The organism is Rhodobaculum claviforme (assembly GCF_016653255.1).
GTDB lineage: Bacteria > Pseudomonadota > Alphaproteobacteria > Rhodobacterales > Rhodobacteraceae > Rhodobaculum > Rhodobaculum claviforme.
This window is the reverse complement of sequence record NZ_NHSD01000124.1, coordinates 1-14,249: the sequence shown is the minus strand read 5'-3', so window position 1 is coordinate 14,249 and position 14,249 is coordinate 1. Positions and strand designations below refer to the sequence as shown.

Annotated in this window: 11 protein-coding genes and 1 tRNA gene; 4 read left to right on the top strand and 8 right to left on the bottom strand. The window is 71.6% G+C overall.

Features of this window, described 5'->3' with window-relative positions:
* From CCR87_RS03400 to CCR87_RS03390, 3 genes are all read left to right on the top strand, one after another.
* Window positions 1-685: class I SAM-dependent methyltransferase (locus tag CCR87_RS03400; RefSeq protein ID WP_207186534.1), on the top strand; the 685-nt coding region annotated here is incomplete at its 5' end.
* Window positions 682-1,317: a methyltransferase gene (locus CCR87_RS03395; protein ID WP_201156163.1), complete on the top strand. Its 636-nt coding sequence runs from the start codon at window positions 682-684 to the stop codon at window positions 1,315-1,317. The genes CCR87_RS03400 and CCR87_RS03395, both read left to right, overlap by 4 nt.
* A gap of 35 nt (window positions 1,318-1,352) precedes the next feature.
* A tRNA-Ala gene (locus tag CCR87_RS03390) sits at window positions 1,353-1,428 on the top strand.
* A gap of 244 nt (window positions 1,429-1,672) precedes the next feature.
* Here CCR87_RS03390 and CCR87_RS03385 read toward each other — a convergent pair.
* The 8 genes from CCR87_RS03385 to CCR87_RS03350 all read right to left on the bottom strand — a co-directional run bounded on the left by CCR87_RS03385 (window position 1,673) and on the right by CCR87_RS03350 (window position 13,525).
* Window positions 1,673-2,656 (bottom strand): Stealth CR1 domain-containing protein, encoded by a 984-nt coding sequence (locus tag CCR87_RS03385; RefSeq protein WP_201156161.1) that lies wholly within the window; start codon window positions 2,654-2,656, stop codon window positions 1,673-1,675.
* Window positions 2,657-2,960: 304 nt separating this feature from the next.
* Window positions 2,961-3,752 carry an FAD binding domain-containing protein gene (locus CCR87_RS03380; protein WP_201156159.1) on the bottom strand — a complete coding sequence of 264 codons (792 nt, stop codon included), beginning with the start codon at window positions 3,750-3,752 and terminating at the stop codon, window positions 2,961-2,963.
* Window positions 3,753-3,766: 14 nt separating this feature from the next.
* Window positions 3,767-6,151, bottom strand: a complete 2,385-nt coding sequence (locus tag CCR87_RS03375; protein ID WP_201156157.1) for a xanthine dehydrogenase family protein molybdopterin-binding subunit — start codon at window positions 6,149-6,151, stop codon at window positions 3,767-3,769.
* A gap of 85 nt (window positions 6,152-6,236) precedes the next feature.
* Window positions 6,237-6,719 carry a (2Fe-2S)-binding protein gene (locus CCR87_RS03370; RefSeq protein WP_201156155.1) on the bottom strand — a complete coding sequence of 161 codons (483 nt, stop codon included), beginning with the start codon at window positions 6,717-6,719 and terminating at the stop codon, window positions 6,237-6,239.
* 98 nt (window positions 6,720-6,817) lie between these two features.
* Entirely contained in the window at window positions 6,818-8,617 is a 1,800-nt protein-coding gene (locus tag CCR87_RS03365; protein WP_201156153.1) for an acetate/propionate family kinase, read from the bottom strand.
* Window positions 8,614-11,316, bottom strand: a complete 2,703-nt coding sequence (locus CCR87_RS03360) for a cation-translocating P-type ATPase (protein ID WP_201156151.1) — start codon at window positions 11,314-11,316, stop codon at window positions 8,614-8,616. The genes CCR87_RS03365 and CCR87_RS03360 overlap by 4 nt, the downstream gene beginning before the upstream one ends.
* Before the next feature lie 69 nt (window positions 11,317-11,385).
* Window positions 11,386-12,144: an SDR family NAD(P)-dependent oxidoreductase gene (locus CCR87_RS03355; RefSeq protein ID WP_201156149.1), complete on the bottom strand. Its 759-nt coding sequence runs from the start codon at window positions 12,142-12,144 to the stop codon at window positions 11,386-11,388.
* A 154-nt stretch (window positions 12,145-12,298) separates the two neighbouring features.
* Complete coding sequence (locus CCR87_RS03350; RefSeq protein WP_201156147.1) at window positions 12,299-13,525, bottom strand: FAD-dependent monooxygenase; 1,227 nt, start codon at window positions 13,523-13,525, stop codon at window positions 12,299-12,301.
* A gap of 233 nt (window positions 13,526-13,758) precedes the next feature.
* Here CCR87_RS03350 and CCR87_RS03345 point away from each other — a divergent pair.
* A partial coding sequence (locus tag CCR87_RS03345; protein WP_242511830.1) for an amidase family protein occupies window positions 13,759-14,249 on the top strand: 491 nt, incomplete at its 3' end.

Here is a 14,249-nt window from a genome sequence, read left to right as displayed (position 1 = left end):
CGTCACGGGGCAGGCCATGCGCGCGCCCCCACCCACCCCCGCCTGCCCGGTCTGCGGCGCCGTCGACACCCGGCCGCTGATGTGCGTGGACGGGCGCGCCTACTGGTCCTGCCCGGTCTGTGAGGCGCGGTTCCTCGACCCCGCGCAACGCCCCGACCCCATGACCGAGGCCGCGCAATACCGCCTGCACAGCAACGACCCCGACGACCCGCGCTACCGGGCGTTCCTCGGGCGGCTGGCAGGGCCGCTGATGGCGCGGCTGGCACCGGGCGCATCGGGCCTCGATTACGGCTGCGGCCCGGGCCCCGCGCTGGCGGAGATGCTGCGCGAGGCCGGGCACACGGTCGCCCTTTATGACCCGCTGTTCCAGCCCGACCCCGCGCCACTGTCGCAGACCCATGATTTTGTCACCTGCACCGAAACGGCCGAGCATTTCCACGCCCCCGCCGACGAGTTCGCCCGCCTTTCCCGTCTCGTGCGGCCCGGCGGCTGGCTGGCGGTGATGACCTGCTTCCAGACCGACGACGCACGTTTTGCCAACTGGCACTACCGCAAGGACAGCACCCATGTGGTCTTCTACCGCGAGGCCACGCTGCGCCATGTCGCGGCCCGCCTCGGCTGGTCCTGCGAGGTGCCGCGCAAGGATGTCGCCCTGATGCGCCGCCCCGCCGCGGCCGCGCCATGACCAGCGCCCTGCACACCGAACGCCTGGACGCCGTCATGGCGGCAGTGGCGACCACTGGCGCGCGGCGCATCGCCGATCTGGGCTGCGGCGACGGTGATCTTCTGGTGCGGCTGGCGCTGCTGGCGCGGATGACGCGGCTGGTGGGGGTCGACACCGACCGCGCCGCGCTGCTGCGTGCGCAGGCCCGGCTGGCAGAGATGCCCACGGGCCTCGTGACGCTGGTGGAAGCCTCGCTGATTGCCGCCGCGCCGCGCCTGCCGCAGATCGACTGCGCCGTGCTGGTGGAGGTGATCGAGCACCTCGACCCCGCCCGGCTGTCGGCGCTAGAGACCGCTGTGTTCGCCCGCATGCGCCCCGCCCACGTCATCCTGACCACCCCCAACGCCGAGTTCAACCCGCTGCTGGGCGTCCCTGCCCACCGCATGCGCCACCCCGGGCACCGATTCGAATGGACCCGCGCGCGATTCGCCCGCTGGGCCGGGGCAGTGGCCCTGCGCCATGGCTACGACCTGCACACCCGCGACATCGCCGGCCACCACCCGACCGCCGGCGGCGCAAGCCAGATGGCGGTCTTTGCCCGCAGCGCATCGCCCCCCCGTGAGGCCGGCGCCCCGCCTGCACCCCCCGCTTGACAGCCCCCGCGAAACCGGACACACAGCCGCGCAGTGGGGCCGTAGCTCAGATGGGAGAGCGCGTCGTTCGCAATGACGAGGTCAGGGGTTCGATCCCCCTCGGCTCCACCAGATCCGACCGGATGCCGTTTTGCGGGATGTGCCTGGCGCCACGATCGGGCGCATTGGGCCCGCGTGCCACGGCTGTGTCAGTGCGACGCGGGACGGTCGGGACGTCGGCTGAGGTGCGTCCCTTGGTCGGCGCGGACGGCGAACGCCCTTGGGCACATGGCCGCACGGGGCGGCGCCTTTCGCAACAGCGCCACGTGACACGCGCGCTCCCGGCGAACCGGGGCGCGGAATGTCGGCGCCGCGGTCATACGCCGATGGCGCGCTCGATCCAGTCGCGGGTGTCGGACAGCACGGCCTCCACCTGCGGCAGATCGTTGACACACAGGAACTTCGACCCCGGTGCGGTGGCGCGGCGCAGATAGGCGCGCACGGCTTCGGGCGGAAGATCGACCACCGCACCGGTGCGCAGGTGCAGGTGGTCGCGCTCGGCCTGGGCCACGAAGCTGCCGGAGCGGATGCACAGATGATTGTGCAGCGCGATCGGCTGGAACTGCGACAGGTCCCGGAACGGATGCGCCAGATTGGCCAGCATCGCGGCGCGGTGGCTGTCGAACATCGCCGCCATGACCGACCGGCGCAACGGATGCACCACATGCGCGCTGGCCCACAGACGCTCCGCCGGAAATCCGGCCAGGCGGGCGGCATTGATCTGGGCATAATGGTTGAACAGCGCGGGATCGCCCATACGCGCCGGATCGTCCACCAGCGCGCTGTAATCGGCCCATTTGCCACGCAGAACCGGTGCGCCGTCGCGAAAGACATCGCCCGGCGTCAGCGGGTTGGTCAGGAACACATCGTCGTTGAAGTACACGAACCGCTCGGCCAGCCCCGGGATCCGCCACAGCAGGGTCTCGATGGAGACCGAGTTGAAGGTCGGCAGATGCTGTTCATGACCGGCAAAGATCGTCCGGTGATCGACGATGCTGATGCGCGCGCGCAGCGACGCGGGCACGGCCGACAGCTCCGGCGTCTGGGCATCGGTCACGATCCAGACATGCCGCAGCCACGGCGCGTGGTTGGCCAGCGACCGCAGGCAATAGATCAGCTCGACGCTGGCGCCCCAGCGATGCGGGTTGATGCCGTTGGGGTGCAGCGGGCGCACCGTGCGCGCCAGGGCCGCCCTGCGACGGGCCTTGTGGGCCGGATCGGAGCCATCCACCCAGGTGATGACGACGTCGATCGGCGAGGTTCCGTCTTCGGCCACGCGGGCGACCCCCTTGATGAACATCGCGCGTGCATATCAACCGGGGAGAAATTGAAAAGATTGAAACGGCCCGGGGCCGAAGACCCTGTGGCCGGTGACGCCCGTCCGCCCGGGCCGCCGCCGGGGTCAAACGCGGCCCTGCACGGGGGGAGCGGGGGGCGGCGCCCCCACCGTCCATGTCGTGCCCGCAAGCGGGCCCCATGGGCGCATCGCACCCCGCAGCGCCCCCCCTGTGCACAAGGGAGGGCGCAACGGCTGCCGGTAACGCCACGGCAACCCCCGCACCAAAGGGGGCGGTGTCGGCGGTCACAGCCGCGGGGCGCGGCGATCAGCCCGCCGCGGCGACCGCGCGGCCGGTCAGCACCCGCACCAGATGGGCGCGATATTCCGGCGTGCCATGCAGATCGTCGATCATTCCGTCAGCCGGGACCGACAGCGCCGCCAGCGCCCCGGGGGTGAAGCTGTCGGACAGGGCGGCCTCGGCCTCGGTCCAGCGGAACACGCCCTCCTCGGAGGCGCCGGTGACCGCCACGCGCACGCCATCGGCAAACCGCGCCACGAACACCGCCGTCAGGGCAAAGCGCGAGGCGGGCTGCACGAACTTCTGGTAGTTCGCCGCCTGCGGGACGGGAAAGCGGACCTCGGTGATCAACTCCCCCTCCTCCAGGGCGGTGGTGAACATGCCCTGGAAATAGTCGTCGGCGGCGATGCGGCGGGTGTTGGTGATGACGGTCGCGTTCGAGGCCAGCACGGCCGCCGGATAGCACGCCGAGGGGTCGTTGTTGGCGAGGCTGCCCCCCAGCGTGCCGCGGTTGCGCACCGCCGGATCGCCGATGCGGCCCGCCATCGCCGCCAGCGCGGGGTAATGCGCAGCGGCCTGCCGGGCGACCGTAGCGTGGGTGGTGCCGCCACCGATGCAGACCCGGCCGTCGTCATCGAGGCAGACGCCCCGGATCTCGGCGATGGCGCCGAGGCTGACGAGGGTGGAGGGGCTGGCGAGGCGCTGTTTCAGCGCGGGAATCAGCGTCTGCCCCCCGCCCAGCGCCTGCGCGTCGGCCTCGCCCAGGGCGGCCACCGCATCGGCGACCGAGGTCGGACGGACGAAATCGAATGCGTACATGGTGGGACCTCTCGTCAGTTCGTCTGCATCGCCGCCCAGACCCGGGCGGGCGACAGCGGCATGTCGATGTGGGTGACGTGGGTGTGGCCCGCGCGTTGCAGCGCATCCACCACGGCGTTGACGACCGCCGGGGGCGTGCCGATGGCGCCGGCCTCGCCGCAGCCCTTCACGCCCAGCGGGTTGTGGGTGCAGGGCGTCTGGCAGGAGTGGTCCACCGTGTAGAACGGCACATCGTCGGCGCGCGGCATGGCATAGTCCATGTAGCTGCCCGACAGCAGCTGGCCGTCGGCGTCATAGCTCGCGTTCTCCAGCAGCGCCTGTCCGATGCCCTGGGCGATGCCGCCATGGACCTGGCCGTCGACGATCATCGGGTTGATGATGTTGCCGAAATCGTCCGTCGCGGCAAAGCGGCAGACGGTGACCTTGCCGGTGTCGGGGTCCACCTCCACCTCGCAGGCATAGGCGCCGGCGGGATAGGTGAAGTTCGACGGATCGTAGAAGGCGGTCTCCTCCAGCCCCGGCTCGATCTGGTCCAGCGGATAGTTGTGGGGGACGTAGGCCGCGAGCGTCACCGCGCCCCACTCCACTGACTTGTCGGTGCCCGCGACCGAGAACTTGCCGTCCTTCAGCTCGATGTCGGCGTCCGAGGCCTCCAGCAGATGGGCCGCGATCTTCCTGGCCTTGTCGATGACCTTGGTCGCGGCCTTGACCATCGCGCTGCCGCCCACCGCGATGGAGCGCGAGCCATAGGTGCCCATGCCCATCGGCGTGTTGGCGGTGTCGCCGTGCACGATCTCCACCTGATCCTCCTGAATGCCGATCATCTCGGAGATGACCTGGGCAAACGACGTCTCGTGCCCCTGCCCGTGGGAGTGGGAGCCGGTCATCACCACCACGCCGCCGGTGGCGTTGACGCGCACGGTGGCGGATTCGTAAAGCCCCGCGCGGGCGCCGAGCTGGCCGACCAACTGCGAGGGCGCGATCCCGCACGCCTCGATGTAGCAGTTGATGCCGAGGCCGCGCAGGAGGCCCTTTTTCGCGCTCTCGGCCCGGCGCGCCTCGAACCCCGCGAAATCCGCGATCTCGATCAGCTTGTCCATCGTGGCGTGGTAGTCGCCGGTGTCATAGACCACCGCCACCGGGGTTTCATACGGGAACTCGGTGACGAAGTTCTTCCGGCGCAGCTCGATCGGGTCCATGCCCATCTCGCGCGCGGCCATGTCGATGACGCGCTCCAGCTGGTACGTCGCCTCGGGCCGCCCGGCGCCGCGATAGGCGTCGACGGGGACGGTGTTGGTGAACACCGCCTTGACGTTGACGTAGATGTTGGGGGTCTTGTAGTTGCCCGCCATCAGCGTGCCGTGCAGCCATGTCGGCACGCTGGGCGCAAAGGTCGACAGATACGCGCCCATGTTGGCGTAGGTCTCGGTCCGGATCGCCTGGAAATGCCCCTCGGCGTCCAGCGCAAGCTCGATCTTCGTCACATGATCGCGGCCATGGGCGTCGGACATGAAGCTTTCCGACCGCTGGCAGGTCCATTTGACGGGGCGGCGCAGGGCCTTGGCGGCAAAGGTGACGAAGGCTTCCTCGGCGTAGTGGAAGATCTTGGAGCCGAACCCGCCGCCCACGTCGGGGGCCACCACGCGCAGCTTGTGCTCGGGGATGCCCAGCACGAACGCCCCCATCAGGAGGCGGATCACATGCGGGTTCTGGCTGGTGGTATAGAGCGTGTGATCGCCGGTGCCGAAGGCATAGTCGCCCACCGCCACGCGCGGCTCCATCGCGTTGGGGATCAATCGGTTGTTGACCAGCTCCAGCGTGGTGACGTGGTGGGCGGCTTTGAACGCCGCATCGACCTTGGCCTTGTTGTCCTCCACGAAGCCCCAGTCGTAGCACAGGTTGGTGCCCAGATCGTCATGCACCAGCGGGCTGTCGTCCTCGATGGCGGCCTTCATGTCGATGACGGCCGGCAGCTCCTCGATGTCGACGACCACCGCTTCGGCGGCGTCGCGGGCCTGCTCGTAGGTTTCGGCCACGACGGCTGCGATGGGGTCGCCCACATGGCGCACCTTGCCATCGGCCAGGATCGGGTGCTTGGGCTCCTTCATCACGGCGCCATGGCGGTCGGTGACCTGCCAGCCGCAGGGGATGCCGCCCGCGCTGGCGAAATCGGCGGCGGTGAAGACCCGAAGCACGCCGGGCATGGCGGCCGCGGCCTCGGTGTCCACGGCGTTGATGCGGCCGTGGGCCACGTCGGAGCGCACGAAGGCGACATGCGCCTGGCCGTGCAGGTTGATGTCGTCGGTGTACCGGCCGGTGCCGGTCAGAAAGCGCACGTCCTCGCGCCGCCGGGAGCTGGCGCCGATTCCGCGATCCTTGGGTGCATGATCCTTGGGCATTGTTCCTGATCCCCTCCCTGGTGGCGCGCGCGGGATGGCGGCGCCGGTCGTCCCCACGGCCCGGCGGGGCCGCGGTCCTCGGGCGTCACTCGGCGGCGACCGCGACCGGCTGGCCGCTGGCGGCGAGGATCGCCTTGACGATGTTGTGGTACCCCGTGCAGCGGCAGATGTTGCCCTCGAGGTATTCGCGCACCTCGGCCTCGGTCGGGCGGGGGTTTTCGTCCAGCAGGGCGGCCGCCGACATCACCATGCCCGGCGTGCAGAAGCCGCATTGCAGCCCGTGGTGGTCCTGGAACGCCTGCTGGATCGGCGACAGCGTGCCGTCGGGCGCGGCCATCCCCTCGATCGTGGCGACCTCGGCACCGTCGCAGTCCATGGCGAACACGTTGCAGGCCTTGGTCGCGCGACCGTCCACATGCACCACGCAGGCGCCACACTGTGCGGTGTCGCAGCCCACATGGGTGCCGGTCAGGCCCAGCCCCTCGCGCAGGAACTGCACCAGCAGGGTCCGGCCCTCCACCTCGGCGGACACGGGCCGCCCGTTCACCCTCATGGATACCTTGGTCATCCGCTTCCTCCCTGGGTCCTCCGATGGACGGGAGTAAAGCACCGAAACCTGCACATGCAAACCGGATTTTCCGCGGGGCCCGCCGGCCCCGCGCCCGCTCAGTGCACGGCGACCGGGGTGGCGGTGTGGGTCTCGGCCACGCTGCCTTCGCCCTCGGTGCGGATGCCGGCGGCGTTGGCCTCGTCGGTGTCGATGTGCATCTCGGTGAAGGCGGTGGGCGAGACCCGCACCAGCGTGTGGGCGAATGTCAGCCCGCGCCCCGCGCCGCCGTCGCCCACATGGACCTCCACGAACTGGCCGTCCTGAAGGCCCATGGCCGCGGCGTCGTCGGGGTTGGTGTGGATGTGGCGCGCGGCGACGATCAGCCCGTCGGTGTCATACCGGCCCGCCGGCCCGACCAGGGTCACGCGCGGGGTGCCGTCGACCTTGCCGCTCTCGCGCACGGGGGCGTCGATGCCCAGCCCGAAGCTGTCGGTACGCGACACCTCGATCTGGGTGCGGGGGCGTTCGGGGCCGAGGATCGCGACCCGCTCCAGCCGGCCGCGGGGGCCCTCGATGGTGACGCGCTCCTCGGCGGCGAAATTGCCCTTCTGGCGCAGTTCACGCGCGGGCGTCAGGCAGTATCCGGGGCCGAACAGCGCCTCCACCGCGGCGCGCGACAGATGCACATGGCGCGCCGAGACGGCGACCGGGATCGCCTTGGGCGCCGGTGCGGGGCGGGCCAGCGCGGCGGCGACCTCGCGCGCGATCATCAGCTGCTCGGCGGTTTCGGTGACGATCACGCGGACGCGGCTGCCCCAGCTCTGGATCTCCGGGGCCGCGCGGCCCTCCAGCCGGACCGCCTGGTTGCGGTCGTGGTCCAGATGCAGGCCCATGAAATCCAGCCCGTCACAGATCCGCCGCCGCATGGACGGAGAGTTCTCGCCGATGCCGCCGGTGAACACCACCGCGTCCACCCCCCCCATCGCGGCGGCATAGGCGCCGATGTATTTGCGCGCGCGATAGGCATAGACGTTGATCGCCAGCTGCGCGTCGGCATCGCCCGCGCCCGCGCGCGCCTCCACGTCGCGCATGTCCGACACGCCGGCCAGCCCCTTGAGGCCGCTGTCGCGGTTCAGCGCGTCCTCGATCTCCGCGATGCCCAGCCCCAGCGCGCGGTGCAGATAGCCGAAGGCGCCGGGGTCCACGTCGCCCGAGCGGGTGCCCATCACCAGCCCCTCCAGCGGGGTCATGCCCATGGAGCTGTCCATCGACCGGCCCAGATCGACCGCACAGACGCTGGCGCCATTGCCCAGATGCACCGAGATGATGCGCAGCTCGGTCCAGGGCCGGCCCATCACCTCGGCCGCGCGCTGCGCCACATACTTGTGCGAGGTACCGTGGAACCCATAGCGCCGCAGCCCGGCATCGCGCCATGCCTTCGGCACGGCATAGGTTGTGGCGCGGGCGGGGTTGGTCAGGTGGAACGCGGTGTCGAACACCCCCAGCTGCGGCAGGTCGGGCCAGACCTCGCGCGCCAGCCGAACGGCCCGCAGGATCGCGGGGTTGTGCAGCGGCGCCAGCGGATTGAGCGCCTCGATCCGGGCGATGACCTCCTCGCTCAGCGGGGTGGCGGCGGTGAAGCGGTCGCCGCCATGCGCGATGCGGTGGCCGACCGCATCCACCGGGCCGATGCCCCGGGCCTCCAGCACCGCCGGGACAGCGGCGATGGCGGCGGCGAGGTCGGTGTGCGGGGCGGGGCCGTCCTGGCTGCCGCCGGCCCCGCGCAGGGTGGCGCGGCACCCGTCGGGACCGAACCGCTCGAACCCGCCGCGCAGCAGCTCGACCGCGCCGTTGGCGGTGTCGAACACCCCGAACTTCAGGCTGGAGGAGCCTGCGTTGAACACCAGAACCTTCATGCGTGCTTCTCCTGTCGCGAGCGGGCGCCGTTGCGCGCCTTGCGGGCGCGGGCGGCCAGTTTGTCCAGTTCCAGCAACGCCAGCACCAGAACCCCGGCGGCGGCGCATTGCGCCAGTTGCAGCGGCGACAGCGGCGTGGTGGCGAACAGCGCCTGCATCGGCGGCAGATAGGTGAACGCCGCCTGCAGCACCACGACCACCCCCACCGCGATCCACACCGCGGGCGTGCCGCGCACCCCCGCCCATGTCAGCGTGCTGGCGTGGCGGTAACGGATGGAAAAGAGGTAGAACACCTCCATCGCCACCAGCGTGTTGATCGCCATGGTCCGCGCGGTGTCCACATCCGCGCCCTGCGCGGTGGCCAGCGCGAACTGGCCATAGATCCCGGCCGCGAACAGGGTGGACACCACCAGCACCCGCCACAGGATGAAGCGCGACAGGATCGGCCCGTCGGCGCGGCGCGGCGGGCGCTGCATCACGTCACGCTCGGGCGGCTCGAACGCAAGGGACATCGCCAGCGCGACCGAGCTGACCATGTTGACCCACAGCACCTGCAGCGGCGTGACCGGCAGCAGCAGCCCGAACATCACCGCGATGATCAGCGCCGCCGATTCGCCGCCGTTGACCGGCAGCAGGAAGGCGATGACCTTCTTGAGGTTGGCATAGACCGTCCGCCCCTGCCGCACGGCCTCGGCGATGGAGGCGAAGTTGTCATCCGCGAGCACCAGCTCGGAGGCCTCGCGCGCGGCCTCGGAGCCCTTGCGGCCCATGGCGATGCCGGCATCGGCACGCTTCAGCGCGGGCGCGTCGTTGACCCCGTCGCCGGTCATCGCCACCACCTGCCCGCGGGCCTGCAACGCGGTCACAAGCCGCAGCTTGTGCTCGGGCGAGGTGCGGGCGAAGACATCGGTCCGCAGCGCGGCGTGGCGCAGCTCGGCGTCGTCCATCCGCTCGATCTCGGCGCCGGTCAGGGCGTCGTCGGTGTTCGCAAGCCCGATCTGGCGGGCGATGGCGCGGGCGGTGCCCTTGTGATCGCCGGTGATCATCTTGACGTCGATTCCCGCCGACAGGCAGTCGGCGACGGCGGTGATCGCTTCTGCGCGCGGCGGGTCGATCAGGCCGGTCAGGCCGATCAGCACCAGCCCCCCTTCCACATCGCCATGCTCCAGCGTGGTGCCCGTCGCGGGCTTGTGCGCCAGCGCCAGCACACGCTGGCCCTCGGCGGCGATGGCGTCGGCCTGTTCGCTCCACCAGTCGGCATCCAGCGGCGCGGTCCCGTCCGCCGTCATCTGCCGGTCGCAGCGCGCCAACACCGCCTCGGGCGCACCCTTCAGCAGGATCACCGCGTCGCCATCCGCCTGCTGGCCGCCATCCGCCTGCTGCAAGACCGCCATGTAGCGATAACGCGAATCGAACGGCAGCGTGGCACGGGGTTTCGGCCGGTCCCGCCAGGGCTGGTCCAGCTTGCCCGCCAGTGCCAGCAACGCGCCCTCCATCGGGTCGCCCTGGGTGCGCCAGCCGCCATCGCCCCGCGCCAGGCTGGCGGTGTTGCACAGCGCCGCCACCCGGCCCAGTGCCATCAGGATCGGAGCCGGAACCTCGCCGTCCAGGGCACCTTCGGGGGCGTACCCCTCGCCGGTGACGGTGGCCCGCCCCCCGGCGGTGGCCAGTGTCGCCACCATCATCTCGTTGCGGGTGAGCGTGCCAGTCTTGTCCGAGCAGATCACCGACACCGCGCCCAGCGTCTCGATCGCCGGCAGGCGGCGGATGATGGCGTTGCGCCGCGCCATCGACTGCACCCCGATGGCCAGCGTCACCGTCAGCACCGCAGGCAGCCCCTCGGGGATGGCGGCGACAAAGATCGCCACGATCACCATGAACGCCTCGGCGAACGGCGTGCCGCGCACCAGGATCGTGAACGCCAGGATCAGCGCCGCCACGATCATGATGAAGCCGGTCAGCCATTTGGCGAACACGTGCATCTGCCGGATCAGAGGGGTGGTCAGGCTCTCGACCGCCGCCATCATGCCGCTGATGCGCCCGATCTCGGTGTCGGCGCCGGTGGCGATGACGACGCCGGCGGCGGTCCCCTCGGCCACCAGCGTGCCGGAGAACACCACCGAGGTGCGATCGCCCAGGTCGGCATCGGGGGCGACGGCGGCGGTCGCCTTGCGCACCGGCACCGATTCACCGGTCAGGATCGCCTCCTCGACCGACAGGCTGGCGACCTCGATCAGGCGCAGATCGGCGGGAACCTTGTCGCCCGCCTCCAGCAGCACGACGTCGCCGGGCACGAGATCCTGCGCGGCGACCTCGGTGCGGGCGCCATCGCGCAGGACCGCCGCGCGCGGCGCCAGCATGTCGCGCAGCGCCTCCAGCGCCGCCTCGGCCTTGCCCTCCTGGACAAAGCCGATGACGGCGTTGATCATCACCACCGCCAGGATCACCGCCGTGTCGACCCAGTGCTGCAACGCCCCGGTGATCGCCGCCGCCACGATCAGCACCAGGATCAGCAGGTTGTTGAACTGCCGCGCCAGCCGACGCAGCGGGCCCACGCGCCGCCCCTCGGGCAGGGCGTTGGGACCGTGTTCGGCCAGCCGCCGCGCGGCGTCGTCCTGTGCCAGCCCTTCGGGTGTGGTCTCCAGCGCCGCCATCAGCGGCGCGGTGTCCTCGGCCCAGCCGCGGTCGATCCTGTCCATGGGCACCCCTTCACCGACGCGACGCGCGGTGTGTTGCGCGCGGGCGCCGATCCGCCCGCGCGGGTTAGATCACTGGGCGGTGTAGCCGCCGTCCACCAGATGATAGCTGCCGGTGATGAAGCTCGCGCGGTCCGACAGCAGGAAGCACACCAGCCCCGAGACCTCCTCCGAGGTGCCGAGCCGGCCCGCGGGGTGCAGCGCCGCCAGCCCGTCCATCACCTCCCGGCTCAGGTTCCGCGACAGCAGCGGCGTGTCGATGAAGGCCGGGCCGACGGCGTTGACGCGGATGCGGTCGGGCGCATGCTCCATCGCGGCGACCTTGGTCAGCCCGTTGACCCCGTGCTTGGCCGCGACATAGGCCGAGGCCCCCTGGAACCCCACGCTGCCGAGGATGGACGACACGTTGACGATGCTGCCCCCGCCCGCGGCCTTCATCGCCGGGATCTGGTAGCGCATGCCGTAGAACACCCCGTCGAGGTTGACCGACAGCACCTGACGCCACCCCTCGGGCGGGTAGTCGCCGCAGGGCACGCTGGGCCCGCCGATGCCCGCGTTGTTGACCGCCAGATGCAGGGCACCGCCCTTGTCCTCGGCGAACTTGACCAGCGCTTCCATGGCGGGGGCCTGGGACACGTCGGCGACGCGGGCATGGGCGGTGCCGCCCGCCGCCGCGATCTGCGCCACCACACGGTCAAGGCCGTCCGCGTCCATGTCCGATGCGATCACCGTGGCGCCGCGCGCAGCCAGTTCCGCCGCGATCGCCGCCCCGATCCCCGAGGCCGCTCCGGTCACGATGGCGGTCTTTTCCGCGAAATCCTGCTCTGCCATGGCCTGTCTCCCTCTGCCGGGTTCCGCCGCATGCGCCGCGCTGCGGCATGGACCCCACATAGGAAAGCCGACGCGCGAAGTGAACCCGCCCCTGGCGAGAGGCCCCGGCGACAAGCCCTGGCAAGGGTCCCGGCGAGGGGCCCCGGCGAGACGATCAGAGCGGCCGGCCCTGCATCAGCCGCGGCACCTCTCCTGTCAGCCCGGCGGCCTGGCGCATGAACGCCCGGCGCAGCGTCGGCACCGCCCCCGCAACCCCGAGGCCGATGTCGCGCAACCCCCGCAGCACCCCGTTGTCGTTGGAGAACACCCGGTTGAACGTATCGGTGGCCAGCGCCATCGCGGTCGCGTCGAACCGCCGCCAGACCTGATAGCGCGCCAGCACGGCCGGGGCGGCGATGTCCTCGCCGCGGCGCAGGGCATCGACCAGCACCTCGGCCAGGGCGGCGACATCGCGCAGCCCCAGGTTCAGCCCCTGCCCCGCGATCGGATGGATCCCGTGCGCCGCATCGCCCACCAGCGCCAGCCGCGCATCGACAAACCGGTTCGCCAGCGACAGCCCCAGCGGATAGGACCAGCGCCGCCCCACCAGGCCGACCTCGCCCAGCGCATCGCCCAGCCGCAGCGTCAGCGCGGCGCGGTAGCCCGCCTCGTCCAGCCCGGCGATGGCCGCGGCCACGGCGGTCGCCTCGCTCCAGACGATGGAGGAGCGGTTGTGCGTCAGCGGCAGCATCGCCAGCGGCCCGCCCGGCAGGAACAGCTGCTGTGCGACGCCGTTGTGGGGGCGGGTATGTTCCACCGCGCACACCAGCGCGGTCTGCCCGTAGCGCCAGTGCACCCGGCGGATGCCCGCGCGCCGCGCGGTGCCGCTGTCGCGCCCGTCGCAGCCCACCAGCAGCGCCCCGCGCACCGTCTCGCCCCCCGCCAGCGTCACGCGCACGCCGGTGGCATCGGCCGCCTGCGCCACGACCCGGGCACCGGCGCGGTGGGTGATCCCCGGCTCGGCCGCCATCGCGTCCATGAGCGCACGGCGCAGGTGGCGGTCCTCGACCATGGCGCCCAGCGGGCCTTCCTCGATCTCGGCGTGGTCCAGCGACAGATGCAGGGCCGAGGGCGCCTCGCCCACGCGGCCATCGGCGGCACGCACGCGCAGGATCGGCTCGGCGTCGGCTTCCAGCCCGGCCCACAGGCCCATGGCACGCAGCATCCGCACCGACGCCAGCGCCATCGCATAGGCGCGCCCGTCGAACCCCGGATCGCCCCGCACACCCGCCGGCAGCGCGTCGATCACCGTCACCCGCAGGCCCGCCCGGGCCAGCGCCAGCGCCAGCAGCGGACCATTGAGCCCGCCCCCGACAATCAGCACATCCGCATCGTGTTCCATGCCCCCCGCTTAGGGGCTGCCGCACGCCTTGTCCATGCGCCGAGGCGCCGCTACGCTCGCGCCGAAAAGCCACACGGACGCGGCCGGGGGACCTTGACCCGGGACCGGGTGCGGACATGGGGCACGGCCCCGGGGACGACCCCGGGGACGACCCCGGGCGCGGGGCATGGGTGTGGCGCGGCGGAGACGGCGGGCATGGGGGACGGCACATGGCGGCAGATGGGGAACGGGGCATGGATGATCTGAGGCGCATGGGCGCGGCCGCACTGGGCCGCGGGATCGCCGCCGGTGACATCTGCCCGGTGGCGCTGGAGGAGGCGTTCTCGGACGCCATCATGGCCCACCCGGACGGCACGCGCATCTATGCCCGCGCCACCCGCGAACGGGCCCGCAACGCGGCCATGGCCGCGCGGCTGCGGGCCCGGTCGGGCGGGCTGCGCGGGCCGCTCGACGGGGTGCCGGTGTCGTGGAAGGACCTGTTCGACAGCGCGGGCACCGCGACCGAGGCCGGCAGCCGCCTGCTGGCGGGCCGGGTGCCGACGCGTGACTGTCCGGTGCTGCACGCCGCATCGCTGGCGGGACTGGTGTGCCTGGGCAAGACCCACATGAGCGAACTTGCGTTCTCGGGCCTCGGGCTGAACCCGATGACGGCGACGCCGCCCAACATCCATGACCCGGGCGCGGTGCCGGGGGGGTCATCGTCGGGGGCGGCGGCGTCGGTGGC